Source organism: Rhodospirillales bacterium (genome assembly GCA_023898785.1).
In the GTDB taxonomy this organism is placed as follows: domain Bacteria; phylum Pseudomonadota; class Alphaproteobacteria; order Micavibrionales; family Micavibrionaceae; genus TMED27.
The window spans coordinates 1,212,031-1,238,792 of sequence record CP060239.1; the positions used below are offsets into that span (position 1 = coordinate 1,212,031).

At 50.8% G+C, this 26,762-nt stretch carries 26 protein-coding genes and 1 tRNA gene; 10 read left to right on the forward strand and 17 right to left on the reverse strand.

Annotation, left to right across the window (positions count from 1 at the left end):
• Positions 1–15 precede the first annotated feature (15 nt).
• Entirely contained in the window at positions 16–2,667 is a 2,652-nt protein-coding gene (gene acnA / locus H6859_06145) for an aconitate hydratase AcnA (GenBank protein ID USO04747.1), read from the reverse strand.
• 290 nt (positions 2,668–2,957) lie between these two features.
• Positions 2,958–3,908 carry a hypothetical protein gene (locus H6859_06150; GenBank protein USO04748.1) on the reverse strand — a complete coding sequence of 317 codons (951 nt, stop codon included), beginning with the start codon at positions 3,906–3,908 and terminating at the stop codon, positions 2,958–2,960.
• Between the two features lie 124 nt (positions 3,909–4,032).
• On the opposite strand from H6859_06150, the gene metB reads away from it, so the two are divergent.
• A complete protein-coding gene (metB, locus tag H6859_06155) occupies positions 4,033–5,193 on the forward strand; it encodes a cystathionine gamma-synthase (protein ID USO04749.1) in 1,161 nt (386 codons plus the stop codon).
• An 85-nt stretch (positions 5,194–5,278) separates the two neighbouring features.
• Here the strand turns inward: metB and H6859_06160 are convergent, their stop codons facing one another.
• On the reverse strand, positions 5,279–5,983 hold the full coding sequence (locus H6859_06160; GenBank protein USO04750.1) for a hypothetical protein: 705 nt from the start codon (positions 5,981–5,983) through the stop codon (positions 5,279–5,281).
• Between the two features lie 84 nt (positions 5,984–6,067).
• On the opposite strand from H6859_06160, the gene H6859_06165 reads away from it, so the two are divergent.
• The 3 genes from H6859_06165 to H6859_06175 all read left to right on the forward strand — a co-directional run bounded on the left by H6859_06165 (position 6,068) and on the right by H6859_06175 (position 8,189).
• A complete protein-coding gene (locus tag H6859_06165; protein USO04751.1) occupies positions 6,068–6,346 on the forward strand; it encodes a YggT family protein in 279 nt (92 codons plus the stop codon).
• Positions 6,347–6,372: 26 nt separating this feature from the next.
• Entirely contained in the window at positions 6,373–7,221 is an 849-nt protein-coding gene (gene folD, locus H6859_06170) for a bifunctional methylenetetrahydrofolate dehydrogenase/methenyltetrahydrofolate cyclohydrolase FolD (protein ID USO04752.1), read from the forward strand.
• A gap of 104 nt (positions 7,222–7,325) precedes the next feature.
• Positions 7,326–8,189 carry a hypothetical protein gene (locus tag H6859_06175; GenBank protein USO04753.1) on the forward strand — a complete coding sequence of 288 codons (864 nt, stop codon included), beginning with the start codon at positions 7,326–7,328 and terminating at the stop codon, positions 8,187–8,189.
• On the opposite strand, the gene H6859_06180 is transcribed toward H6859_06175, so the two are convergent.
• Entirely contained in the window at positions 8,186–8,899 is a 714-nt protein-coding gene (locus H6859_06180) for a hypothetical protein (protein ID USO04754.1), read from the reverse strand. The two genes, H6859_06175 and H6859_06180, sit on opposite strands and share 4 nt — an antisense overlap.
• 96 nt (positions 8,900–8,995) lie before the next feature.
• Positions 8,996–10,438 (reverse strand): NADP-dependent isocitrate dehydrogenase, encoded by a 1,443-nt coding sequence (locus H6859_06185; protein USO04755.1) that lies wholly within the window; start codon positions 10,436–10,438, stop codon positions 8,996–8,998.
• A 229-nt stretch (positions 10,439–10,667) separates the two neighbouring features.
• On the opposite strand from H6859_06185, the gene H6859_06190 reads away from it, so the two are divergent.
• From H6859_06190 to nhaD, 3 genes are all read left to right on the forward strand, one after another.
• Positions 10,668–11,180 (forward strand): CBS domain-containing protein, encoded by a 513-nt coding sequence (locus H6859_06190; GenBank protein USO04756.1) that lies wholly within the window; start codon positions 10,668–10,670, stop codon positions 11,178–11,180.
• Between the two features lie 56 nt (positions 11,181–11,236).
• Positions 11,237–12,649 (forward strand): ArsB/NhaD family transporter, encoded by a 1,413-nt coding sequence (locus H6859_06195; GenBank protein ID USO06716.1) that lies wholly within the window; start codon positions 11,237–11,239, stop codon positions 12,647–12,649.
• A gap of 149 nt (positions 12,650–12,798) precedes the next feature.
• Entirely contained in the window at positions 12,799–14,268 is a 1,470-nt protein-coding gene (gene nhaD, locus H6859_06200; GenBank protein ID USO04757.1) for a sodium:proton antiporter NhaD, read from the forward strand.
• On the opposite strand, the gene H6859_06205 is transcribed toward nhaD, so the two are convergent.
• The 3 genes from H6859_06205 to H6859_06215 form a co-directional block, all read right to left on the reverse strand.
• Positions 14,265–14,786 (reverse strand): ribokinase, encoded by a 522-nt coding sequence (locus tag H6859_06205; protein ID USO04758.1) that lies wholly within the window; start codon positions 14,784–14,786, stop codon positions 14,265–14,267. The genes nhaD and H6859_06205 overlap by 4 nt on opposite strands.
• A 3-nt stretch (positions 14,787–14,789) precedes the next feature.
• Positions 14,790–15,281, reverse strand: coding sequence for a cell wall hydrolase (locus tag H6859_06210; GenBank protein USO04759.1), 492 nt, complete (start codon positions 15,279–15,281; stop codon positions 14,790–14,792).
• Positions 15,282–15,424: 143 nt separating this feature from the next.
• A complete protein-coding gene (locus H6859_06215; GenBank protein USO04760.1) occupies positions 15,425–15,745 on the reverse strand; it encodes a hypothetical protein in 321 nt (106 codons plus the stop codon).
• Positions 15,746–15,821: 76 nt separating this feature from the next.
• Here H6859_06215 and H6859_06220 point away from each other — a divergent pair, with 76 nt between their 5' ends.
• The gene (locus H6859_06220; GenBank protein ID USO04761.1) at positions 15,822–16,124 is read left to right on the forward strand and encodes a hypothetical protein; all 303 of its coding nucleotides are present in this window, start codon (positions 15,822–15,824) and stop codon (positions 16,122–16,124) included.
• On the opposite strand, the gene terL is transcribed toward H6859_06220, so the two are convergent.
• From terL to H6859_06250, 6 genes are all read right to left on the reverse strand, one after another.
• Positions 16,121–17,638: a phage terminase large subunit gene (terL, locus tag H6859_06225; protein ID USO04762.1), complete on the reverse strand. Its 1,518-nt coding sequence runs from the start codon at positions 17,636–17,638 to the stop codon at positions 16,121–16,123. The genes H6859_06220 and terL overlap by 4 nt on opposite strands.
• On the reverse strand, positions 17,635–17,961 hold the full coding sequence (locus H6859_06230; GenBank protein ID USO04763.1) for a hypothetical protein: 327 nt from the start codon (positions 17,959–17,961) through the stop codon (positions 17,635–17,637). The genes terL and H6859_06230 overlap by 4 nt, the downstream gene beginning before the upstream one ends.
• 131 nt (positions 17,962–18,092) lie before the next feature.
• Positions 18,093–20,114 carry a hypothetical protein gene (locus H6859_06235; protein USO04764.1) on the reverse strand — a complete coding sequence of 674 codons (2,022 nt, stop codon included), beginning with the start codon at positions 20,112–20,114 and terminating at the stop codon, positions 18,093–18,095.
• 133 nt (positions 20,115–20,247) lie between these two features.
• Positions 20,248–20,766, reverse strand: a complete 519-nt coding sequence (locus H6859_06240) for a transporter (GenBank protein USO04765.1) — start codon at positions 20,764–20,766, stop codon at positions 20,248–20,250.
• Positions 20,767–21,158: 392 nt separating this feature from the next.
• On the reverse strand, positions 21,159–23,057 hold the full coding sequence (locus H6859_06245) for a hypothetical protein (GenBank protein USO04766.1): 1,899 nt from the start codon (positions 23,055–23,057) through the stop codon (positions 21,159–21,161).
• 149 nt (positions 23,058–23,206) lie between these two features.
• Positions 23,207–23,581, reverse strand: a complete 375-nt coding sequence (locus H6859_06250) for a hypothetical protein (protein ID USO04767.1) — start codon at positions 23,579–23,581, stop codon at positions 23,207–23,209.
• A 299-nt stretch (positions 23,582–23,880) separates the two neighbouring features.
• Between H6859_06250 and H6859_06255 the strand changes: the two genes are divergently transcribed.
• Positions 23,881–23,956, forward strand: a tRNA-Trp gene (locus H6859_06255).
• 70 nt (positions 23,957–24,026) lie between these two features.
• On the opposite strand, the gene H6859_06260 is transcribed toward H6859_06255, so the two are convergent.
• The 3 genes from H6859_06260 to H6859_06270 all read right to left on the reverse strand — a co-directional run bounded on the left by H6859_06260 (position 24,027) and on the right by H6859_06270 (position 25,996).
• Positions 24,027–24,596 carry a hypothetical protein gene (locus H6859_06260; GenBank protein USO04768.1) on the reverse strand — a complete coding sequence of 190 codons (570 nt, stop codon included), beginning with the start codon at positions 24,594–24,596 and terminating at the stop codon, positions 24,027–24,029.
• Between the two features lie 286 nt (positions 24,597–24,882).
• Entirely contained in the window at positions 24,883–25,122 is a 240-nt protein-coding gene (locus H6859_06265; GenBank protein ID USO04769.1) for a hypothetical protein, read from the reverse strand.
• 40 nt (positions 25,123–25,162) lie between these two features.
• A complete protein-coding gene (locus tag H6859_06270) occupies positions 25,163–25,996 on the reverse strand; it encodes a hypothetical protein (GenBank protein USO04770.1) in 834 nt (277 codons plus the stop codon).
• A 368-nt stretch (positions 25,997–26,364) separates the two neighbouring features.
• Between H6859_06270 and H6859_06275 the strand changes: the two genes are divergently transcribed.
• Positions 26,365–26,757, forward strand: coding sequence for a PilZ domain-containing protein (locus tag H6859_06275; GenBank protein ID USO04771.1), 393 nt, complete (start codon positions 26,365–26,367; stop codon positions 26,755–26,757).
• Positions 26,758–26,762: the final 5 nt, after the last annotated feature.

Sequence of the window (26,762 nt, forward strand, 5' to 3'; positions counted from 1 at the left end):
CAAGCGGGCTTTAGATTACGCGGCCAGGCTGCGCAAGACATAATGCAAAATACCGCCATTTTCAAAATATTCGACTTCATCGAGCGTATCGAGACGACAGAGCAGTGTTACGTCTTTGCTTGAACCATCGGCGTAATGCACGCTCATGGCGACATCCTGGGCGGGTTTGAGACCGCCGGAAATGCCAGTGATGTCAAAAGTTTCGCTGCCGTCCAGTTTCAAGGTCTCGCGGTTTACACCGCCCTTGAATTGCAGCGGCAGGACGCCCATGCCGATAAGGTTGGAGCGGTGAATACGCTCGAAACTTTCGGTGATGACAGCTTTGACGCCGAGCAAACGCGTGCCCTTGGCCGCCCAGTCTCGCGATGAGCCTGTGCCGTATTCCTTGCCGCCAATCACAACGAGCTGCGCACCTTCCTGGCGGTATTTCATGGCCGCATCATAGATACTCATCTCTTCGCCTGATGGCATATATCTGGTATAGCCGCCTTCGGTACCGGGAACCATTTCGTTTTTAATGCGGATATTGGCGAAAGTGCCGCGAGTCATCACACGGTCGTTGCCCCGGCGCGAGCCGTAGGAGTTGAAGTCTTTGGGCTGGACGCCATGTTCGACCAGATAGGCACCGGCAGGGTGGTCGGGTTTAAATGATCCGGCGGGAGAGATATGGTCCGTGGTCACAGAATCGCCAAGAATGGCTAATGGACGTGCGCCTTTAATGTCCTTCACATCTCCAGCCTGGTTGCTCATGCCTTCGAAGAATGGCGGGTTTTGAATATAGGTAGAGCTGTCTTTCCAGCTATAGGTTTCACTGGCAGCCGCTGTGCCGATGGCCTGCCATTCTTTTGTGCCTTTAAAGACATCACCATAGCGGTCAAGGAACATTTCACGCGTAATGCAGGTGCGCATCAGTTCTTCAACCTCCTGATTACTTGGCCAGATGTCTTTCATAAACACATCGTTGCCGGCGGAGTCCTGGCCTAATGGCTCTTTGTACAGATCGACCTTCATGGACCCTGCAATGGCGTAGGCCACAACCAATGGCGGGGAGGCCAGATAGTTGGATTTTACATGCGGTGAAATGCGCCCCTCAAAGTTGCGGTTACCAGACAGGACGGAGGTTACGTTCAGATCCCCTGCTTCCACCGCTGCGCCAATGGGGCCGGGCAAGGGGCCGGAATTGCCGATACAGGTGGTGCAGCCATAGCCGACCGTATCGAAGCCGAGGGCGTTGAGGTCTTCGGTCAAGCCCGCCTTATCAAGATAGCTGGTCACAACCTGTGAGCCGGGCGCAAGGGATGTTTTTACCCATGGCTTGGCGGTGAGGCCCTTTTCGCGGGCTTTGCGCGCTACGAGGCCCGCGGCCATCATTACGGCCGGGTTGGACGTGTTTGTGCAAGAGGTAATCGCGGCAATCACAACATCGCCGTTATCCAGCGTATAGTCCGCACCTTTGACAGGAACAGATTTTTCTTCAGGGCAGACTTTGGCGAATGCTTTTACAGAGTCAGTCAGAGCTATGCGGTCTTGCGGGCGTTTCGGGCCAGAGATAGAGGGAACCACGTCGGCCAAATCCAGATGCAGCGTGGTGGTAAATTCAGGATCAGGTGTCTTTGCGTCGCGCCACATGCCTTGTTCTTTTGCATAGCTTTCCACGATTTTTACGCGGTGTTCGTCGCGGCCCGTGAAGCGCAGGTAGTTGAGCGTTTCTTCATCAATCGGGAAGAAGCCGCAGGTTGCGCCATATTCCGGAGCCATGTTGGCAATCGTGGCCTGATCGGCCAGTGTGAGATGATCGAGACCATCACCGTAGAATTCAACGAATTTACCAACAACGCCCAGCTCGCGAAGCATTTCAACCACGCGCAAGACCAGATCGGTGGCGGTGTTGCCTTCTTTCATTTTGCCGGTCAGCTTAAAGCCAACGACTTCAGGGATGAGCATAGAAATTGGCTGGCCAAGCATGGCAGCTTCGGCCTCGATACCGCCGACGCCCCAGCCCAGAACAGATAATCCGTTGACCATTGTGGTATGAGAATCTGTGCCGACCAGCGTATCAGGATAGATTACGCCGCCGTCTTCCCAGACAGTCTGGGCAAGATATTCAAGATTGACCTGATGGCAGATACCGGTGCCCGGCGGGACAACACGGAAATTTTTAAAGGCTCCCTGCCCCCATTTGAGGAACTCATAGCGCTCACCGTTGCGCTCAAACTCGTGTTCAACATTGGCTTGGAAAGCAGATGGAGTGCCAAATTCATCAACCATAACGGAGTGATCAATCACGAGATCGACGGGCACCAGCGGGTTGATTTTCTGTGGATCACCACCAAGGGCTTTCATTGCCTCACGCATTGCGGCCAGATCAACCACCGCAGGGACGCCGGTGAAATCCTGCATCAATACGCGCGCGGGGCGGTAGGCGATTTCATGGCTTGATTTTTTGGCCTTGAGCCAATCGGCCAGCGCCTGCACATCTTCTGTTGTTACAGAACGGCCATCTTCAAACCGGAGCAGGTTTTCGAGCAGGACTTTGAGGGTATAAGGCAGGCGCGATATGTCGCCAATCTTGTCTGCGGCGGCTTTAAGGCTGAAATAATCGTAGCTTTTTCCATCAACTTCGAGTGTTTTACGTGTTTGCAGAGAATCGTGGCCGGTGCGTGTCATTTTTTTATCCCTTGAAATTTGAGCCTGAATTAGACCGTTGCAAGAGCATATCATGAGTTGAAATGGTTTAAAATCTGTAAAAATACGTGAGAATTCAATGTGTTATGAAAATCCTTAAAATGAGCATAGTCTGCCCTTTTTTTTGCCACATTTGGAAGAGATACTTTAAAGTATAGACAAACCAGATCGGAATTAGAAGAATTCAGACCTCTACTGTCTAAATTAGCTCACTACCGTAATTTTACCGCCGGGCCTTACCACCCCGGCGGTTTTACGTTTTGGGCAGACTTTTAAAGCTCCATCTTTTCAATTCGGCTTTGCAGACTGTTCTCAGACTTTTGCGTTCTTTTATGGTGTTTGACAACGTCACTAAAAACGCGGGATACTTTTCGGGAAAGCATTCCCTGATCATCTACCGCTTTTAGCGCGGCCTTAAAACTTGCAATTAATTCGTCCGGAACAGGGATATCTTCACGATCATCAATGTCAAAACTGCTATATGATCCTTTTGAAGGATACGGTCGGCAACCCTCAAGCGCCTTCAGAAGCGACGGTGCATCAAGAAGGCTTTTGACCAGCGCCCGTGTAAAGTTTTGAACGCTATCGGTGCTAATGCTCCTAAATTCTCCGGCTTTTGCTCTTTTGTGGAGCAAGGCCATAGCGCCGAGCGCATCCGCATTATGCTGACCAAGGCCCGCTTCAAAATCGACTTTACCGCTCAGGAAGATCGCTTCTGGCGCATTTTCATCATCCATGGTTTCAAGAGCGGCAATAGCTTTTTCCGGGCACCATCTGGCAATAGTGGTCGCCAATTCCTGTACAGCCTCTTTTCCGCCAATGTCCTGCAAGGCTGCAATATAATCATCCTCGTGCGTTTGAACGAAGCTCTCCCTGGAATAAAGCGCAGCCAGGTTCAAATATTCACCTTCAATACTCAGTAAACCTGCCACGTGAGACGCCGCGCCTGGAAAATTTTTGAACGCTTCAATCGTGCAATGACGCACGGCATCATTTTGCAAAAGCGGCGCATTAAAACTAAATATTTTTGCAATATTAAACGGTATTATACGCGTTTTATTTTCAGCGAGTTTTGGAATTATCTCAATAGCCCTTTCGGCCGTTATCTTGACGGATTCTGCCTGGATACGTTTCAAATTATACTCTTTAAACACTCTTTCCGGCACCGATTTTTTATCTGTATCGGAAGTCTCTGACTTTTTATCTGCTGTTTCGTCTGACATGTTTTTACATCTGCCTGCTTGTTGCTGTAAGCGCATAGTTTATTACAATAAATACTCCAAATATGTCAATAATTATCGCGAAGCGGATTGACGCGGGAGCGCCGTCGTGGATACAACTATATTTATGAGCATTCAAAAGCCCTTGCATAAAAGACGACGCACAACAGCCGTTCGAGCAGGCGTGGGGACGGACCCGGCCTATAGGTCGGTGATGCCGCCGCTTTATTTATCTTCCACCTTTCAGATTGACGGGCTCGACAAGCGCGGGGATTACGAATATTCGCGCACGCGCAACCCGACGCGCGATGAACTTGCCAACGCTTTGGCAGCCCTTGAAGGCGGTATTGGTTGTGCGGTTACAGCTTCGGGGATGGCGGCGTTGACGCTCTTGTTGCATTTGTTAGGGCCGGATGATCTGGTGCTGGCACCTTATGATATGTATGGGCGCTCTTATTGGCTTTTGCGCGCACTGGCGGAGAAAAAGCATTTCCGGCTGAAGTTTATCGATTGTTACGACGAAGGCGCCTTGACGCAAGCCTTTGACAAAAACCCGCGCATGGTGATTTTAGAAACGCCCAGCAACCCGGTCATGCGGATTGCCGATATTGCAGATATTTCCAAACGAGCGAAGGCCTGCGGTGCACTCACAGTGTGTGATAACACATTCCTGTCTCCTATTTTGCAAAATCCTTTAAAGCTCGGCGCGGATATCGTTTTTCATTCCACCACCAAGTTCCTGAACGGCCATAGCGATGTTGTGGGGGGCTGCGTGATCGTGAAAGATGATGAGCAATTTTTGGCCGATTTACATTTATGGAACAACTCGCTGGGCACCATCGGGGCGCCGTTTGATGCGTATATGACGCTGCGCGGGATGCGAACGCTGGAGGTGCGGGTGCACCGGGGAGAAGAGAACGCCGCAGCGATTGCGCATTATCTGCAAGAGCATTCTAAAGTTTCCAAAGTCTTTTATCCCGGTTTGCCCGGCCATGAGGGCCATGAGATCGCAAAACGCCAACAGGAAGGTTTTGGGGCAATGCTGAGCTTTACGCTTGAAGGCGATATGGACGGGTTTTTGTCAAAGCTTGAGATGTTTTCACTGGCGCAATCGCTGGGCGGGACGGAGAGCCTGATCAACCATCCAGCCAGCATGACGCATGTTTCTATGGGCGCTGAAGCGCGTGCAAAAGCTGGCGTTACCGATAATCTTCTGCGCCTGTCCGTGGGGATAGAGCATATTGATGATTTATTAAGTGATTTGGAAGCGGCGCTCAACGTTGCTTAATTTTATCGTCATTGCGAGCGAAGCGAAGCAATCTAAGTGGATTGCCGCGTCGGACTAAGTCCTCCTCGCAATGACGTTTGGTAAATCATTGCCCTCTGCTGGCAGCTAAAGGTGATTCGTAATCCGGGCATTGGCCCTGCACAAACTGGTATTCGGCCAAATTATCTATAGCTTGCTGGGCTTCTGTGCGTTCGATTTCCATTTTCTTATATTCAAACTGAACAAGCTGAGCAACGGTGTTTTTCATTCTGTCCATGATGGTTTGCGCATTTTCCGCTGCAATGGGCCCGGCAATAAAACCGCGCTGCCGGAGCCCGTCAAAAACTTTTTTTCCGATCGTTTGCGCATATTTATTGACGATTTTGCGATCAGCATTAACGTGTTTCATTTCATGTTCAAGCACGGCGCCATACATGCAGGAATCTTCTGAAACTTCCTTCGCAATTACAATTTTAGGCGTAATATCGAGCGTTATGGTGACTTTTTTATAATAGATGCAATAGGCGTTTGCCCTTGATGTGAGCTTGTAATCAAGCTCTACAGATGAGCGCATATTGATTTGCCCCTCCATAAAACCGTTCGTATGCGTAACGTTGTTGTAGCCATAAGGGTTAATCGTATCGATGCTTTGGCCTTGCAGCGATGCAGCGCTACGTGAGGTGTCTATTACTAATTCAGCGGTTTTGGGCACAACAGAGATATCAGCCGACGTCGTCATTTGGCAAATTTGCGGGCTGGATACCGCAAGAATTAAGGCCGTGCCTGCTGTTACAGGGTCAAAAGGAATCATGCTGTCTGCTTGCTCTTGTTAAACTCTTCCGAATAGTATATCAGGAAAAAGGTTAATATTTGAAGAAATTCAGGAGGTTGCACCATGGGCATGATCGCATATCTGGTCAGTCTGGCCTTTGACATTTATATTGGCATCATTGTTATTCAGGTCGTGGTGAGTTGGCTGATTATTTTTGACGTCATCAATGCTGAAAACGCGCAGGCGCAAAACCTGGTTGCGCTTTTGAAACGTGCGACTGATCCAATTTACAAACCCTTACAGAAGTATATCCCGCCGATTGGCGGCATTGATGTCACTCCGATTGTGGTTATTTTGGGGCTATCACTGTTACAAAATATCGTTGTAGGGGTTTTGATATAATGCTGGCAAAGAAAGAGGCACACGCCATGAGCGAGACACAGAATATTGACGGCAAGGCGGTGGCCAAGACCCTGCGCGAGGAACTGGCAGATGAAGTCGCGGGGCTGAATATACAGCCCGGTTTGGCTGTGATTTTGGTCGGCGAGGACCCAGCCTCTCAGGTTTATGTACACAACAAAATTAAGGCTTGTGAGGCGTGCGGAATTAAAAGCTTTGAATCGCGGTTGCCTGCACAGGCCACAGAAGCGGAGATTATGGCCGAAATCGAAGCGTTTAATGATAATAAGGATGTGCACGGGATTTTACTGCAATTGCCGCTGCCTTACCCGCTGAATGCCGATGTGTTGATCCAGCATATCAAGCCGGAAAAAGACGTGGACGGGCTGACATTCATTAATCAGGGCAAGTTGATTGCAGGCGATAAAAGCGGGTTGGTGCCGTGTACGCCGCAAGGCTCGATGATGCTCATCAAGAGTGTTGAGGAAGATTTGAGCGGCAAACATGCGGTGGTGATCGGGAGAAGCTTATTGTTTGGAAAGCCAATGGCGCAGTTGCTTTTGGCCGAAAACTGTACGGTAACAAGCGCGCATTCACGAACGCAAAATTTACCGGAGATTTGCCAGCAGGCCGATATTCTGGTGGCCGCCGTCGGGCGTCCTAAAATGGTTCAGGGTGCGTGGATTAAGCCGGGCGCGATTGTGATTGATGTGGGCATTAATCGCCAGGATGACGGGAAATTATGCGGTGATGTTGATTATGAACAGGCACGCGGCGTAGCGAGCGCAATTACGCCAGTGCCGGGCGGCGTCGGGCCGATGACGATTGCGTGCTTGCTGAAAAACACCGTCGAAGCCGCGAAAAAGGCTAAAAATTGAGGGCGCATAGCATCTTTCAATGATTTAGCCGAAATCTTTTTCTTGCTATTTATGTGTTTCGCCCTGTATAAACATTGTTTTTATGTAAATGTTTATAATGTGCCATGGCTAGTAAAGCTTTTATTCGATCCATAACATCAATGAGTAAAAAAGCGCTTAGCGAGCGTCCACTTTCCCAGCGTTTTTCCGATATTGCTACTCTTGTCAGAGGTGTAAGGAACAATGTTCCGGAATTTTCAGAAGATTCCGGTTTTGCCGTTGACCCATGGGACAAGCATAAAAATGTACGCCCTCATGTAGAAGCGATGCTGCATATATCGGAAACAATCCGCCATTCTCAGACGTATCTGGATTTTTTGGAAAACAGCCGCGATCTTACTTTACGCTCGATTCAAGATGACCGTGGTCTTCTTGAAAGCATAGTGCATTATCCGGTTTCTTGTGAGAATGATCAAAAAGCGGTTATTCAAGCCGTGAATTTATATCAGGCTGCTGCGTCCTGCGAAGCAAGCGATTTTGATTTTGGGGAGACGAATATTGTATTTTTTGAAGAAGCGAAGCGTTACTACAAACAATCCAATGCGATTCGTATCTTAAATGGCTCCTCTGCTTGTAATCTGAAAACCGGATCGAGAAAAATTAAGATTAATACGCATGACGATGCCGGCTTTCGTAACCCTTTAAAGGCTTTGAGCATCGTTTTTCACGAAGGCGTCCATGACCAGATTTTTCAACTGGCTTTTGCCTGTTACACAAAGAAAGGCAATTTGGGGAATTTGGCTGGAGATGCCAAGCTTTATGCAACATTTAAGGAACAGGGTGCGACAATTCCTTTCGGTATACGCTTGGCTTATCTTGAACAATTTTATGAAATCGTCGCTCATGATCAGCAGGATAAATTCGCGCGCGATCTCAATAATCTTTTGAAATCAGCGGATAGTGGCTTTACTTTGTCACATCCGCATTAATAAACCATTCTCAGGAACGGGGTGTAGCCCTGGATTTGTTCAAGGGCATCGTTGCGCGCCTTAAGGTGGATGGCATATTGCTGTAGCTGCATGAAATTTTTGAATGTCATGTCCGGATCTTTGAACTCGTATGCGTCTACACCAATGCCATCAAGATATTCGAGGAGTTTACGGTTATTGCCCAGCCAGCTACTGGCCTCGACAAAGAAGGCCTGCGCTACACCGCGATGATACTTAAAAGAGCTACGAATGGAAGGGGAAGCCTTCGTCTCTTCGATTTCAGCCTCAATGGCACTGGCTTCTTTATCAATTTCTTTATGCCAATATCTAAGGATGATTTCTGCTGTTTTAATATTTTTGAGCTGCCCTTGAATGTTTTGAGACGAATTGAGCACGGCCTGTCCGCCGATATGGGCCATATAGCGCCGAATTTCATAGCCATAGAGGTCATATTCGGGAGGAATATCCACATAGATGCCGTGAATAAGGCGCTCAATACGCTCGCGCAACGTGCTTGGCGGTTCCTGCTTGATGAAGCGGACCTTGTCAAAAACCGGTTCAAGGGGTTGTTTATAAGGGAATTTGAGCTGCTGGGGCATTCCCGGAACCCGCGGGGCCCTCATGGCTTCTTCGAGCGTTTGCGGCGTTGCCTTCTGGAATGATCTGTAAGCCGGACCATTTTGAGCGAAAACCTGCGATGCAGGTGTCATAGACCCCGATACCAATAAGCCCAGTGCTATCAATGCGTAGAGTAGATGTCTCATGCATATATTGTACAGGTTTTTGACGGTGATCGCCAACAGCGCTTATTCCCCTTGGGCGACCGTGAAGCCGGGTTTGCCGTCGTAATTATGCAGCATGACCGATTTTGTGAAGTTGAGATCGGCCTTGTTCATGCGATCCATCAGAGCGATGACCTGCGAAGTTTTTACGGTTTCGCCGTTGTCGGACATAAAGCGCAGGCGCCAGTTATCGGCGCAGAATGTTTCAGGCTGGCCGTCGGGCCAGACCTTGGTGCCGCGGTTGGAGATCATCTGGAGCTTAAGATTGTCATTGACGCAAGCATTGATAGCGGCGGCCAAGTCATCGGCGCTGCCATCCCAGTTGATGCCGATATCGACGCCAACGCGTTCTTTCGAAACTTCGACGGATGGTTTAAGCGGCGGCAATTTGAGTCCGCCGGCAACATCGGGGTAGGATTTGACAGGCAGAACTTCCGGCTCCTGTCCCAGACGCTCAATAACGGCCTTGGTGAAACCTTCGGTGCCAACCTGTTCTTTTGAAATACCTTTGCGGTAAATCTCGCCGGTATGAACACCATTTTCGATTGTGCGCAGCCAAGCGTTGTGGATTTTGGCTGCAACGGAGCCTTGGCCGATGTGAGTGAGCATCATGACGGAGCCGAGAATAAGCCCGGAGGGGTTGGCGATGCCCTGCCCGGCAATGTCAGGCGCAGAGCCGTGGACGGCTTCGAACATGCCGAAATCAAGACCGATATTGGACGAACCGCCAAGACCGACGGAGCCGGTGACTTCGGCGGCTACATCGGAAATAATATCGCCATACAGGTTCGTGGTAACGATGACATCGAATAAATCCGGGCGGTTGGCGACTTTAGCTGTGCCGATGTCGATGATCATGTGTTCATTTTCAATATCCGGGTATTCGGCGGCAATTTCATCAAAGACCTGATGAAACAGACCGTCCGAGATCTTCATGATATTGTCTTTGGACATGCAGGTAACTTTTTTGCGATTATTGGCGCGGGCATATTCAAAAGCGTAGCGCATAATGCGCTCTGTACCGGGACGGGAGATAACTTTGAGCGAAGCCATTACGTCACGCGACTGGCGGTATTCGATGCCGCCGTAAAGATCTTCTTCGTTTTCGCGGATAATCACCAGATCCATTTTCGGATGATTCGTGCGTACAAACGGGTGGTAAGATACGCAGGGGCGTACATTGGCGAAAAGCCCTAAGGATTTGCGGACTGTCACATTGAGGGATTTAAAACCGCCGCCCTGGGGGGTGGTGATGGGGGCTTTGAGGAACACTTTTGTCCGACGCAGGGATTCCCATGATTCTTCTGCGATACCGTTTTTTATTCCAGATTTATAGACCGCTTCACCAATTTCTATTTCTTCAATCTCAAGCTGCGCACCGGCAGCCTCAAGAATTTGCAAAGTCGCGTCCATGATTTCCGGACCGATTCCATCGCCGCGCGCTACTGTGATTGGTGTTTTGGTCATGATTGTTTTCCCCTTAAAGAACCTGAAAATTCGCCTGAGAATCGTAGCATCATAGCGGCATAAATCTAAGCGTTTTTATTTCTTTTCATACAGACACATTCGAGATTTTTCGGAAAAATCTGTTATTACGTTTAATTTTCTGTTGCATTGCAATGTTAAGAGGAGCATGTTCCGCGATAATTTTTAAATTCATTTGATATTAACGTCAAAAAAAGAAAGGCAAAATATCATGCCCTGCAATGATGCAATGATTGAAGATGTCGTGACAGCCCGTCCAAACCAAACAGTTTCCGAGGTGCTCGAACTTTTTAGCAAATACAATATCCGAAGCGTTCCCATCGTTGATGAAAATCGGAGCGTTGTCGGCCTGTTCAGCTTTTCGCACCTGTTGTACAGCCTACTTCCCGTTCCGGCGACGCTCGGCGATCACATGATGCGGCTCAAACACATGGATATTAGTCTCGATCACCTGCTGGGCGCTTCTCCCTGGGTTGCAAAACGGTTGAACATTATTTTGCCGAAAACGATGGAAGAAGTCATGTTAAAAAATCCCGTCTGCGTCCGGGTCGACTCACCGATACGCGAAGGCATTCGCCTGATGGTTAAATATGACAGCCCCCTGCCGGTTGTGGAGGACGAAAAAAACCGGAAACTGGTCGGCCTGATTTCCTCCCAATCCGTGCTTGGCGTTCTAACGGAAATCGCTTCACATCTGGAAAAAGGCAAAGAAGTGCACGAATAAACTGCACTCAAAGTTTGGAAATCGTTTAATTCAAAACAAAAAAAGAAAGTCACAAGATAATGCATGAATTAGTATTTGATACGCCGATGCTTATTTCTGCGATCATTCTGATCGTGACCTTTGCAGGCATTTTTACCGAAGGACTTCACCATATCCACCGCACAAAAATCGCGATGCTCGGCGCAGCGGCCATGGTGATCATCGGGCAGGTCTTCGGGTTTTATAACCCGGAAAAAGCCATTGAAGCCATCGACTGGAACGTGGTGTTCCTGCTCGGCGCGATGATGACCATCGTCGCCATCATGATCCCGACGGGTGGGTTTCAGGCCATAGCCTACTGGATCGCGGATTTCAGCAAGGGGCGGCTGTTTTTGCTTCTGGCCCTGATGGGAACGGCCGTAACGGTCATTTCCCTGCTGCTGGACAACGTGACCACGGTGGTGATTTTCGGCCCGCTGATCGTCCTGATCTGCCAGGCGCTGAAGGTCAACCCGATTCCCTATCTTCTGGCCGCCGCGCTTCTGTCCGATACGGGCGGCGTGGCCACGCTGGTCGGGGATCCGCCCAACCTAATGATCGGCTCGGCCGCGGATATCGACTTCAATACCTTCTTCATCCGTATGGGTGGGATCGTCTTCGCCGCATGGCTCGTGACCCTGTTCGGTCTGAAACTCCTTTTTCGCAAGACCTTGTCTGTAACGCCGGACAAACCGGAATTTGAATCCGAGGACATGATCACCGACAAGAAAACATGGTTTTCCTCCCTGGCCGTTTTAGGCGTGATGGTCGTGCTCTTTGTCATGCACGGCGCGCTGCACTGGGAAGCGTGGGTCGTGGCCTGCCTGGGGCTGACGGTTTTACTGGCTCTGACCTACAAAGCCAATCCGGACAAATACCTGACGGAAGTCGAGCTTTCGCTGCTCATGTTCTTCGTTTCCCTGTTCGTAATCGTCGGCGGGGTTGAAGGCTCGCAGTTTCTGGAATGGATCGGTCAGTTCATCACCCCGATCGTACGTGAAGACATGCTGCTGGCCTGTCTGGTCCTGATGTGGGTCGCGGCAATCCTTTCGGCCATGATCGATAACATCCCGTTCACAGCAGCTATGATCCCGATCATCATGGGCATGGAGGCGCAAGGCATTCCAGTCACACCATTATGGTGGGCGTTGGCGATCGGCGTAGGTATGGGCGGTAACGGTTCTCACCTCGGCTCTACCGCAAACGTGTTCATCGTGACACTGAGCGAACGCCTAGCCCAACAGGAGAACAAGCCTTCTTTGCGCATAACGCCAGGCGTATGGTTTCGCAAAGGTACGCCGGTCATGCTGTTGACGCTGTGCGTTTGTTCGCTGGCGATGTGGCTCTTTTTCCCCTTTTTCGCTCATCCCCTGCCGACGGCGGAGATGCACGCGGCCAAGATGCATGAAAAAGCGGCTCACGCAATGGAAAAAACGGAGCATCACGGTTAGATTGCACGCATGATTGCGGTATAAAGCTTTCTCTTAAAAAAGCCCGGCATTTCCCCGGGCTTTTTTTTATGATATAAGAAGCATCAAATGCGAATAGCCAGTTACACTGGCGTGATCTTTACCGCTTGATACTTTTGGGGAACCCACACATGCTCAAACGCGCCGGATATTTATCTCTTTTAATCGTCGCTACATTATTTGCTGTTTGCCTTCCTACCGCCTCGATTTGGGCGGCATCAAACAGCAATGCCTCGGCCCAAACCCTGAACGCTGTTACGCACCCGGCGGCAATTTTGTGTCTGGTTATTTTCGTCTTGTCTTATGTTGCGGTGTTGATGGAAGAATACACCCACATGCGTAAATCCAAGCCTGTGCTGTTGGGCGCCGGCTTGATCTGGGTCATTATCGGCATGATCGCGCCGTCTTACGGCATTGACCACGATACCCTTCATAGCGCGATTTTTCACGGGCTGGAAGAATATGCGAGTTTGCTGCTTTTTCTTCTTGCCGCAATGACTTATATCAGCGCACTGGAAGAGCGCAATGTTTTTGCCGTATTAAAAAGCAACCTGATCCGGTCGGGGCTGAATTTTAGACAGCTTTTCTGGGCGACAGGACTTATCGCCTTCTTTTTATCTCCAGTGGCGGACAATTTAACCACAGCATTGGTGTTGGGGGCTGTGGTTGTGGCCGTGGGTAGCAATAATCCGCGCTTTGTTTCTCTGGCTTGTATTAATGTGGTTAGTGCTGCCAATGCAGGGGGGGCGTTCAGCCCGTTTGGTGATATTACAACGCTGATGGTCTGGCAGTCCGGGAACGTCTCCTTCTTTGAATTCTTTAATTTATTCCTTCCTTCCGTTATCTGCTTCCTGATACCGGCTGCCATTATGAGCGTTTTCATTCCGCGTGATTATCCGGAAGCCCTGAAAGAAGACGTATCGCTTCGCCATGGGGCGCGGATGATTATCGCCCTGGGAGTTTTCACCATTGCCATGGCCGTTGGGTTCGAACAGACACTTGGTCTGCCACCTTTTGTCGGCATGATGTTTGGTCTGTCTTTCTTGATGATCGCTGCTTACGTCATCCGGCACGTGTGGGTCAACAAAGACGAAGATAAGGATTTTGACATTCTTGAAAATGTCGCGGCGGCGGAATGGGATACGCTGCTCTTCTTCTTTGGTGTGATCTTCTCTGTCGGCGGCCTGGCCTTTTTAGGGTATATGGAGCTGGCCTCTGCTGCGATGTATCAGGAGTTTGGCGCAAGCGCGACAAATATCGTTTTGGGGGTATCTTCTGCCATAATTGATAATATTCCGGTGATGTTCGCGGTGCTGAGCATGAATCCGGAAATGGATCATTTCCAATGGCTGCTGATTACTCTGACCACAGGCGTAGGTGGCAGCATGCTTTCTATTGGTTCTGCGGCGGGCGTAGCGTTGATGGGTGTGGCGCGTGGGCAATATACATTTATGAGCCACCTGAAATGGACGCCGGTTATCGTTTTGGGATATATCTCGGCGATCGGTGTACATTTCCTCATTAATTCTCATTTAATGAATGTTTCGATCCATGCAATTGATGTTACGACACATATTGAGGAACCTGCACCAACACATTAACGCGATGCATTCCAAAAGATGGTTTCGGGTGAGACAAGCTTTTTATCTTCACTACGTTTATAAACGTAAATACCCAACACAGAAAGGCCGACAGCCCAGATTGCGCTGAGCGATGACATAGACGACATTATATATCCGGCACGTTGCGTATCGAATATCATAATGTATGCAACCCCCAGCATTTGCGCGGCCCAGGTGATGGCCATCAGGTAGCCGAAAGTGGGACGCATCCGCCGAATGTATTTATCAGAGGAGGCAATTTCGGTGCGCAGCGATTCATTAACCTGTTTAAAAGCTTCACGGTATTCCTCTGATTTCATTAGAGAAAGTGCCTCCATGTGCCTGTTCGATTCCGCTATAGCTTCCGGTGAAATATCTCCTGCTTTCAGCGCTTTATCAACATCTTCTAAAGCTTTTGCCGCACTTTTGGTGACGGGCGTGTTGATCTGTTTTAAGGCTCCTGATACGAAGGTGATCAGCAGCGGTAGACCGATGCGGGCGAGTATGGTTTCGAGCATGGATCAGGCCTCCTGCAATTTGTAAAAGATGTGATGGCCGATTTTGGCACTGGGGATTTCATCGCGTGCCCAATATGGCGAGGTATAATCGGCATGGTAATGGGTAGCCCCACCAGTATGATCCGGCAAAACCCCGGCCACGGCACGCCGGGCAATGCGCAGGGCGCTGGCGAAATAAAGGTTTTTATCATCGATGGCCTGTAATTTCTGAAAATTTGGGTCAGAGCGATTCCAGCACGAGAATTGATACGGTTTTTGACAGACCTGAATGATATTGCCTCCCCACCAGTATTTACCGCCATGACCTTGCGCGACTTTCACGCGGTTGAGCACAACACTGGCGACCGCTTCCATTCCAATATGACCCTGTCCCCGGGCTTCACCCCAGAGAGTGCGCGCCAGAACATCAATTTCAAGTGCGCGGTAAAATTCTTCGGCGTCAGCGCGCGGGCGCACGTCTGAACCACCAATTGCAGTCAGGGTTGGTTTTTTCATTGTGTTCTCCTGTAATTAAGTTCTGCGTCATTGCGGGCACCCTCTGGGGCATAAACTTCGTGAAGCAATCCATCTCTTACGCGAATTTCAGAGCTGGATTGCCGCGTCAGGCCTTACGGCCTTCCTCGCAATGACGACGGGGGTTATTCAGATTTGGCCTTAAGAGCCTCGGCCTTAAGAGCGGTGGCGTCGAGTTTGGATTCGATGCGCAGCAAATGCTCCACCAGCCGGGATTCGAGCGCCCGTAAATCGGTCTGCGAGGCATAAGTTTTGGCAACTTCAAGTTTGAATCCGCTGAGCGCATCGCGGAGCTGATCCGAGCGGTGCTCAAGCATGTGCTCTAAATTGTTGATGGCTCTTTCGGCTTCGCGGCGCGTCCGCCAGGAAAAAGCCAAAAGGCCGGCCATGGCCGGCAGATCGAAAATTGTGATCCACCAGACCAGATCTTGTGAAAGCAGGTTCATAATTTCCCTTATCTTTTTTCTTGTATAAAATGTTTTGTTATGTTAATTTTTGGCTACTTTTTTAAAGGGGATTAAAATGCCTAATACGTCCGTGCTTGTTCCCGGTGACAAACGAACAAAAGAATTTCTGAGCCGTGCGCATGGCTATGTCCAAGTCGCGAAAGACGCAGGCCTTCCTTTTAATGACCAACTTCAGGAAGCCGTTGATTTCATGGAGATCCATTCACAAGGCTCCAGCCCTTTGAGTTTCCGTGTTCTTCAAGCCTCTTTTAACCGCCATTGCGGTCGGGAGGCACAACGCTGGATCAATTGTTTTAAAAGAGAACTCGTTTATTGCACCACACTGCCTGCTAACTGTACTCCCGGCGACCACTCCTAAACTCTGAAATCAGTGTCCGCCTTGTGAGTCCGGGCGGATTTCATCCAGTTATGGCCGCCACGGCCGTAGAGGCGCGGCAGGCGGTCAGGCGCTTGGGAAAGCGCACCTGCAACGGCATCGAGTCCATCATCATGCCCTTTATTACTTTCGGGCCGCCATTCGCGCATTTCAGTCATGAAGGGCGTTCTTAGGATCGATTTGTGAATGTGCAACCGCCGGGCGGCGAGCACGGCATCGAAGGCCTCCAAAATACGCAGATCTTTGGCACGGCTCTGGCTGGTTTCCTGTACACCGCACGGCGCTTTGGCCCTGGCAAGCTCATTGCGCAAGATGCCGGGAAGAAACCGCCCGATGCCGTTCGTCTCAACTGTCATGGCGGGCAGGTAATGATTTTTAGCAATCTGCGAAACGATACGGCATTGTTGCGTTGCTTCGTCCTGCTCATTACCAGCGTCGGTGCGAATATATTCGATGTGATGAAGGTAGAAATTCCCCTCCGCATCGCTAAATATGACGGCCATAACGCTGTGGTCGCCTTTAGCTGCGCCGAAGGCCGGGTCCCAAAAGGCGCTGACGGAGACCATCTTTGTTTGGCCCAAAAACAGGGTTTGCAGTTCCTTACAGTAATCCAGCGGTTCATCATAATGGCGCAGCAGATCGGGATTTAATCGCCCTTCGGCAATGTTCACGGGCTGAAGCATCATCTGGGAGGCGAATTTATTCGGCCCGGCGGCCCTCTTCATACCGGCGATATCGGCCTCGCTATAGCGCTCAATCCATGCGCTTTGCCCTTTTTCGTCCAGAATAGGAATTTTGAGACGTTCAAAGCCGTTTAAGAATTCTTTTTCCTCGCCCAGTTGCGTACGCGGCTCATCAGCGTAGATCGTGTGGTAATTATGCGGCGTACCAACGTAAATTTTCGTTCCGCCGGGGACGAGGACATATTCCATCTCGCCCAGGCGCTCGCGCAATTCGCGGCGTTTTTCGGCGCTGTCGCAGGTGTTGGGAACCTCGACATCATCGCAAATGACAATATCGGCGCGTGAGCCGGTGATGTTGGCGGTGATGCCCTTGGCCATCATGGAGGGGTCGCGCGCTTCAAAAGTGCGTTTGACCGTGAAGCGGTCGGAGGCCCATTGGTCGGCGTTTTCCGGTTTCATTTTTGTGGTCAGCGGGTGGCGCTCGATAATGCGCCGCACGTTGCGCACCATCTTTTTCGCCAGCGTAAAATCCGCCGCCAACACAAGGATACGCAAATCCGCCTTGCGATATAAAAGCCAGGCCGAAAACAGGCCGGTGATCGTGCTTTTGCCTGCGCTGCGGAAGGCCATCAGGAGAAGCCGTGTATTCTTGCGGGTCCAATTCCATTCCAGCCAGCGCGCCATTTTCAGGTGGATTTGTGGTGTGCGCAGCCCCATGCGCTGGTTCCACAGCACCACGAAGAGCGGGAAATCGGCTTCGCTGATGTCGAATTTCGTGCTTTGCAGGCTGGTCGGCTTTACGATTTCGTTCATTCATCGCCCTCCTCCAATTCTGCGCGGGCGCTTTGTATCCGGGCTTGTATGTTTTCCTGCTCTTCGCGCCTGGACGCGATTTTTTCCTGCTGTTCGCTGTCGTCCGTGGCATCGGCCAGTTTGAGGAGACTTTCGAGATGGGAGGCAGCGGATTTCCCGGCATCGTGGAATTTTTTAAATTCCGCCGGGCCTTTACTTTCATCATCAAGATTTTTTGGCAAATCGCTGCTGAGATAACGTTCGTAGGATTGCACGACCACTGCCGTGGCGCTGTTGAGAAATTGTGCAATGCGGGTTTTGATGCGTTTCGTATAGTTCTCCATATAATTTCCTTGTTGGTTTTTGAACCACAATGTGGTCCCTTGACGTCATTGCGAGCGACAGCGAAGCAATCCATCTATAGGAGTTGGATTGCCGCGTCAGGCCTTCGGCCTTCCTCGCAATGACGCATAAATTAAAATTTATTGACGATGAACCACTGGCCGCCATCAGAAACGACAGTGATGGCGTTGTATTGCGCGTTTAAGGGTTGAGCGAAGCCGTCGGGGCCGGTTCCGCCCTGCTCGCTCACCGTGATGGTGTTGGCCGAGACATCGGTTTTTTTGATGGTCACAGTGCGCCCGACAGCCTGGGAGGAATTGGCCGGGGGCAGACGAGCGGTGAGCGCACCACCAAAGCTGGAGAGCAAATAAGTATCTACGGCCATATCGATGTCATAGGTGCCAGTGCCATCGAAATAGCGGGTATTGCCGGGGGAGCGGTTGGAAGCAATGACAAACCATTCCGCGCCGTTGGACAGCGCCATCATGTAATCATTTTCCGCCCCTAAAAAATAATCGCGCGCATCGGGACCATTGCCGCTGACTTCCTTAATGGTGATAACATTCGCGGAGCTGTCAATTTTCTTAACGACCATCATCGCGCCCGTTGCATCGGCGGCGGCGGGCAGATTGACCGTCAGGGCCCCGCCAAAGCTGGAAACCAGATGCACGGAGTGTGAAGTGTCGAGCGTGATGGTCCCGGCGCTATTGATATATTCGGTATCGAAGCGCTGGAGCGTTGCGTTCATGTCGATACAGGTGGTTTTTTGCAGGCGGTTCTTATTCGGATACCCTGCGTTATAGGCGGTGTATTCGCCGCCTGAAAGATCCCAGATCGCCGCGCCGTCGCTGGCGGAGAGTAGATTAAAGATAGAGGTTTCAATGGAGCCGGCTTCGAGTTTGATATTAGGGACGCTGTTATAGCTTTCGGCATAGGGGTTGATGAGCAGCGTTTTATCGCAGCCAGACCCGATGATGAAACAGCCTTGCGCGGAGCCGTGGACATTGGCTTCGCAATCGACAAAGGCGTTATTATAGCGTGCTTCTTCGATATAAAACCCGGCGCCCGTACAGGTCGTGCCCAGAGAATAGGCGCGGCAAGCATGGAATTTATTGGCGTTGGGCGTATCCCCTGCCCCGCTGCGATAGAGGTGAAAGCCATGGACGGCGAACTGTTCAACCAGCACGCGGTCAAAATTGTTCCAGTAACATGGAAAGCTCGGGTTCGCGCCGCCATCAAGCTGGACGCCGATATTGGACGAAACGATGGTGATGTCGCTCACGGACGTTTGCACGACCGGACGCGTTGCGCCGTAAAGCTTAATTCCGATATCTCCACCTTCAATGCGGAAATTATGCACGGTGCAATGATCCTCGGTGATCTCAATGGCGTTGAATGTTTGCGCGTTGCATTTGAGCACGGATTTCTGGCCCGCGCCGATCAGGGCTTTGCGCGCGGTAAGGGTGATTGTTCCCGTGATCAGATATTCGCCGGGCGGGATATAAACCATATCGTGCGCGGCTATTGCATTTTGGATAGCGACCGTGTCATTGGTGAGGCCGTCACCAACAGCGCCAAAATCCTTGATTGAGATCGCATCGGCGAGCTTGTCATTCACGGTGCGCGTGGCCGCGCCGGTGCCGGTAGGGGTAAAATCCGGCGAGGCGGAAGCGCCGGAGAGATCGAGCGCGACGGGGTTGCCGCTTCCGTCAAAGCCTAGGCCTTTATTTGCGCGGGTGGCGCGCGATGGCAGCTCTACATTGCCGGGGGTTTCGTGGTCACCATATTTGAGCATGAGGTCGTTTTCGCGGCTGACCTGCTGGAGCGCGGCGATGAGGTAATCAAGCTCGTTATTGATGGATTGGGCGGAGAAGTCCCCGCCTTCGAGAAAGTCGGTTACGCGCTCTATGGGCAGCTCGCGGGCGAGCGTTATGATGGTATCCATTGCAGGAGCGGTGTCGAAAGTGACATCGCCGCCCGCCGTATTCCCCGCGCCGTTAATGGTGAAACCGCTGGTCTGCTTCGCGCCGTCTATATAGACGCTCAAGTCCTCGCTGGCAAAAATGGGAAACGGGTAGGTGAATGTGTCTTGCGTGCCATTAGCGACATAACGCACAATTGGCGTTACGTCCGGCATTTTGATGTGTTCGGTCATGAAGGGAGGCTTCCTTAAAACTGGTTTTGTATCTGTCATTGCGAGTACCCACAGGGCATAAACTTCGCAAAGCAATCCAGTTGATATGGATTGCCGCGTCGAACCTATCGGTTCTCCTCGCAATGACGGCGGGTTAAAACAAGCGGTCGAAGAGTGTGACCTGATCGTTGAGCTTCTGGCGCTGCTGGAGCTGGGTGGCTTGCAGGAGGTTGAGGCTGCGGGATTGCGTTTCATTCAGATCGAGTGCGCGGGTCCGTAAAGAGTCGAGCTGTGTACGCCGATTGATCTCGTCTTCGGTTTCGTCGAACAGGCCGAGCAGGACGGCCTGGGCCGATCCGCTATTGGCGCTGACGCCTGATCCGCCAAATTGCGCGCGTTGGCGTGCGACCGCCCGGCGCAGAGCGTTGCGGCGTTCTTCCTCATCTTGCGCGGCCTGCGCGGCGATTTTTTCGCGTTCCAAAGCATTGGACTGGGCTAGCCCCGCGGCCTGCAATTTCTGGCGCTCCTGTAATTGACGCAGGGCAAGTTCCTGCTCCTGGCGGGCGTTGCTGTTGCCGCTTAAGGTCTGGACCGCGCCGACGACCTGACCGACGGTGTTAAGTGTACTGACAGCGGCGGACAGGCTGCTGGCGATGGGGGTAATGGCTCCCATGGGAACCTCCTTTCCGATTATTGTGAATAATTTTATATTTTTGAATTAATCTTGCGGTTTTACGGTTGTTTTTTTTATAAAAAATCTTTACGGTATTTAAAATACATCGAATGCTCTTTTTTATATTGACACACAGAACATTATTATGGTAAATAATTTGCATCCTATAACCTTAAGAGAGGAAAAAACGATGACATGGACAAGTGGACGCCTTCCTAGCTGTGTGAGTTGTGACAAAATTGAAACGCCCGTTAGAGTAAACGATGCTTTTGACAGAAATTCTCGGACAAAAGCCATTCAAAAGCCTGCGCGCACAATCTGGGCTTCCTCCCCTGGGAGTGATCAAGAAGAAGCGGCAACAACGAAGCTTATAGCTGAACTACATTAATAAGCTAATCATTAACTTTTAATTGCGTTGTTACGGACAGCAGGGTGAAGCTTAACGGCACATCCTGCTCGATCCGCCACAGGGCCTTCGTTCTATCGGTTTGCCAGCCGAGACTGCGGACGCTGATATCGCCGCTGACTTTTGGCGGCGGCGCATCGAGAATTTCATCTTCGCCGAGCTGACGCAGGGCAATGTCTGATAATCCCCGTCCAATATCAAGCCGCAGGCTTTGCGTATCCTGAAGGCGGAAAATGCCTTCAATCAGGCGCACACGCCGCCCTCCTCCGGCGCTTCCCAATTCGCTGGGCGGCAGGGGCTCAACGATATGCGTATAGGGCAGCCCGATCTCGATGGTGCTGGCGGCTTCGGCGAGTGTGATCTGCCCGCCGGTGACGGTTTGATCGGCAACGACCTGCCCGTCGGCAACGATTGAAACGCTTTGCCCTTCAAGATGATCAAGGCCGGACCATACGGTTGCGGGACTGCCGACTTCTCCGGTCAATGCAGAGTCGAGATTGAGCGCATCGTCGAATTGCTCTACGAAATAATCGCCGCCGCGCTGGATCAGCATATAGACTTCATCACCAACGACAGCAACCGATTTCACTGCGCCATCGGTATTATGCAGGGTCCAGGCGGCAACAGCCTCAGCGCGAAAAACAGTGAGCGCGGCAAACTGACCGTCTTCGCGAACTAAAAATAACAAGCGGCGGCGTGAATCGTAATCCATATCGACGGGGCCAGTGATCACGTGCTTTGAGAGCAGCGCGAGGTCAGATGATTTATAAGCCTGCTCCAAATCGGTATAGAGGAATTCCTGCACCTCTTGTTTATTGCGCGCTATAAAGAGCGTTGCACCATCGACATTGGTCGGCGGGATATAGCGATCAATCAGCGAACCGATGCGGGTTTGCCTGCGGATCTGGACGCTGGCGGGGGTGAGCGGGTCGCCGGTGACCTGCCATTCCGCGCCGGAGGTGAAGACCTGTAAATGCCGCCCGGAAAAGATACCGCGAATAGCGTTGACCTGATCGGACAGGATGGCGAACTCAATAGATTCATCATCGAGGCCTTCGCCAAGATCGAAATTGAACAGATCGCCGCTTTTGGAAAACCACAGGCGGTTGGGCAAATCGCGGCTGCCGCCAATGACAAGGCGGTCCTGATGGAAAGCAACCGTCACCGGATATCCCCGCACAGGGGAAAAGGCCTGCTCGAACCAGTCGATTGTGGGATCGGTATTTGGCAGGTCTTCTATGGTTGTGACTGTCACGACCGTGGGGGAGTCGTAATCTGTGATTTCGACTTCTTTACCATGTACGCGCAGGCGAGTGCCTTCGTGGCCCAGCGCAAATACATCAGCCGAAGCCGTGAGCGTAATAGAGCCTGTTGTTCCGCTCGGCGTGAGGGTGACTTCGGAGCCAGCGAATTTGAAATAGGGCTGGGCGATGATCCCCCCATCGGTGAAGAAACTCCAGTCTTCCAGCGCCCATGTGCCCGCGCCCGAGCGGGTGAGTTTTTTCGGCGGCGCATCCGGGTGGGTAAGCAGCAGCGTATCGGCGCTTTGCGTCCAGGCGAGCTGCGCGATTTGGGTACTCGTCCACGGCGCGATGATGGTGGTTTCTTTGGCGCCATTTGTGTAGACATCGATCTGCTCATCGGTGATAACCAGCAGCGAAGTTTGCTGGGTGTTAAACTCAAAGGCAATCAGCTTGCCGTCGCCGGCGGCGGTGTCTATATAGGCCAGGCCAGAACGGCGCGTCACGCCCCCGGTGGGCTGGATAAAAACATTGCGCAGGGCCAAGGCACCATTGTCATAGGCGCGCAAATCCCCGCGTCCCAAAAGCTCACGGCTGATCTCACCAGCGGTGAAGTTGGTTTTGATTTCACGTATGCGTGTCATGGTTTTTCCTTTAAATTTAAGGTGTCATGCCCGCTTTACGCGGGCATCCGGATCCCCGCATAAAGCGGGGATGACAAAAATGGGGCAACAAAAAACCCGCCGCTCTTTTGCCGAGGGGCGGGTTTGGGGAATTTAACTTCTAAAAATTTTCAATACTGAAAAGGCCCAGGTAGACATGGAGAATGTTCTGTAGCTTCCTGACCATCTTTTGCGGGTTTAACTCCCCTGCATTCCGATTTTAACATTCTCTCAAGAAGTTCTATGCCAACTTTAGGAGGCCAATTATCGGATGCTTTCAACTCACCAATTCTTTTTACGACTTGTCGTTCAATCTCTGATTGTGCATCATGCACTCTTTGGCATGCCTCATTTTCCGCAGCCGATCCTCCTGTGCAAGGGGTAAATTGTCTGGATAGATGGTTTCCTTTGGCGCTGCCATCGTTAGCCTGATCTTGAGCCAAAGCTGCGCTTGTACCAAGTGTCAACGTGGCTGTTAAAATTGCATTTCTCAAAAAATGCGCCATTACGCTCTCCGTGCTGTTTATTACGATGAGGCACGCTAGCACATATGAAGCACGAAGTCAATAATTATGTTAAATTATTATCCCCGTAATCAACAAGCGTGAAGCTTTAGATTTTGTTGGGGGGTGTCTTGCTACACATCGATTTGGCGGGCGCGTTGGAATTCCTGATCGGCGATGCGGAAATGTGCCTCGGCGCGGCAATCCATCTCTAGATCGCTTTGGTAATAAAAATCTCTGTCTTAAAAGGAGCAATGCTTGACTTTTTGTCCCTTAATCCTTTATCTGTGAAGTCCGTTTAAAGGGGTATAGCTCAGTTGGTAGAGCGACGGTCTCCAAAACCGTAGGTCGCGGGTTCAAGTCCTGCTGCCCCTGCCATTTCAGCCCGGCGTAAAAATTCTCTTATCGAATAACAGGGGCGTGAATCCATCGATGTTATGTCCAATATTTAATTCCGCACATCGACAAGGGTGAAGCTTTCGATTTTGTTGGGGGTGTCTTGCTGGGCGTCGATCTGGCGGGCGCGCTGGAATTCCTGATCGGCGATGCGGAAATGCGCCTCGGCGCGGGATGTACTTTCCGTCACGGGAATTGTAAATTCCGCCGATAGTCTTGCGATGAGCGCCTGATCAAAAAACGGTGGAAATTCACTTTCATCAGGAAGAAAAACATAGGTCAGCACAACGGCGCTGGCGTTTGTGTGCAGCGCACCGTTGGCTATGCGATAATTGAGGCCGCGTCCTTTTGTGCCGGTTCCGGCACTGATCGCGCGCAGATAATCGTTAGGCAGGCCGAAGGCGAAACTGTAATCGGCGATGGGGGCTGTGCTTAGCTGGGTCAACGCGACCTGGCCGGTGGCGAAGGTCCACGGATAAGCAGAGAGCAGGCCATCGCGCACAGGGGCATAGAGCGCGCCGGCGATTTCGGATTCGGCTGTGCCGTCGTCAAAGCTTGTGATTGGCGCGGCGCCAATTCTTATAAGTGCGCGCGAAGCCAGCGCGACATCATTGAGAGCCATGGGAAATCTCCAAATTCTTTATGTGTTAAAGGGTGGGTGCAGCCCCGCCTTTGCCATGAAGAGGAAAGGCAAGAGCGTGGACTGCACCCTTGCGAAGCGAGTCCAGAGTAGTTGTTTGCGTCTAAAAGAAACGAACAAAATCTCCGGTTTTGCTTCATGATCGATACTTCCTGAAACTCACTAAAGCCGGGCTTGGCGAGCGCATTTGTGCAAGCCGGATAATGGCCAGCGCTCAAAGCCTTAAGCAGTGTTTTACAACAGAGAGAAAACGATCCGCAGCTATGTTTTACGCATAGGCTGCGATCGTGACACTGCCGCCGGAATTGGCCGTGACGATGTAGAATTTCGTCACAGGGGTTCCATCGGTATCGACATTCGCAATAATCAGATCATTCACACGCAGCATATCGGAAGCCTTATCAAAGTAAGAAGCTACCGTGACATCTGCATCAATGGTGACATAGTGCCAAAGTGTGAAATTGTTGGCGTACGCGAGCACGCTCAAATCAGATGCTGTAAAAGACATTGATTTATCTCCTTAATGTTTGAAGTTGTGTACTGCGCGATTAGTCGGGTGTTTCATCACAATCGATGGTGATGATGCCGTTTTCGTCAATCAAACCTGCACCCTGACTCATCATGTTATTGACGAAGTGGGCGGCGCGGTCGCCATGCCACGAGACATCGGTTTCAACATCTTGGGCTGCGGCGTGACCGACGGAAGTTTTATGATACCAGAAGCAAGAGCGGATATCGTTGGCATCGACCGGCAAACCGGAATGCGGAATAAAGATTGTTCCGAGGAACATCTTGGCTTGTGTGATGGACGCAAATGGCAGCGCATCAGCACCGATGTAATCTGCGTTGACAAATTCATCGATGGCAAGCAATTCGCTCCATTGTTTCCAGCCGACGACACAGAAACGCTGGCCATCATCAGGCACATCTTTTTCACCGAAAGTTTCGAAAGCTTCGAGAATTTTATCCTTGGTCATGCCGACATTGCCATCGGCAATCGTGCTGGCCGATGCGCTGGCCAAAGAATCGATGATCAGTTCATCGGTTTTGCGACCCAGCGCGTTAGCACCGGCGCTGGCGATCACCTGACGTTCATCGATATTGACTTTGAGTTCATCAAGACGGTCGATCCAGTCGCCTGCATAATAGTCCTGCAATGTGACTTCGACGTTGGAGTGATCCAAATTCATCACCGGCACCATGCCGTGGGTGGATTTGGTGGAGGCGGTGCCTTTGCCAATCTTTTGAAAGACCGCTGATGAACCGTTGACATTGGAAATTGTGCGCACTGTGTTCCGCAGTTTGGAACCCTGACGCTGGTAGGCTTCATGCACTTCGCGTTCGAATTGCTTGATGAAAGCCTGATCTATTGTTGTAGACATAGGCGATAACCTTTTCTTTTAAAGTTGCTAAAGGAGTTTGAGGCCCGGCCCTCAAAACAGGTTGTCGCTCAGCGCAGTGAACGGCCATTATCACGGGACCCGCAAGGCATATTTATGCTATTACAGCACCTTATGTTGTCCTGGGGTGAATTCTTATAAAGACGCCACGGGATAGACTCCTGGCGTTGATTGAATATATTGTAGGAATTTATTCCTTTATTGTCAAGGAGAAATTAAGCCCGTATTTGACTTTTTTCTAACACAAGCCCTATAATTGCCATAATTATGTGGATACTAGACACTGTATAGAATTGTAATTTTTACTAAAAACGCTTAGACTGTGCTCTGAGAGGACAGGGATATAAAAAATGTTTGGTCGATTATTTTCATCACTTAAGGCTGATAATAACAACGAAGAGCAAAGTGTGCGCAGACGTCATGCGCGCCGTGATTGCGATCGTTGCGTTACGGTTATCAACGGACAAACTTACCCGGTTGAGAATTGGTCTTTGGGCGGCGTTCTTATCAGTTCCGACGAACGCCAGTTCGGCCTTGAAGATGAAGTCGGCGTGACAATGCGGTTTCGTTTACGGGATAATATCATTGATGTACCCCACTCCGCCGAAGTTGTGCGCAAGACCAAAAACAAAGTGGCATTCCGATTCAAGCCTTTAACACAACAGATACGCAGTAATTTTCAAAATGTCGTTGATGATCACGTTGCTTCCCAGTTTGCCGCCTCGCAAAGTCAGTTTCGTTAAACGCT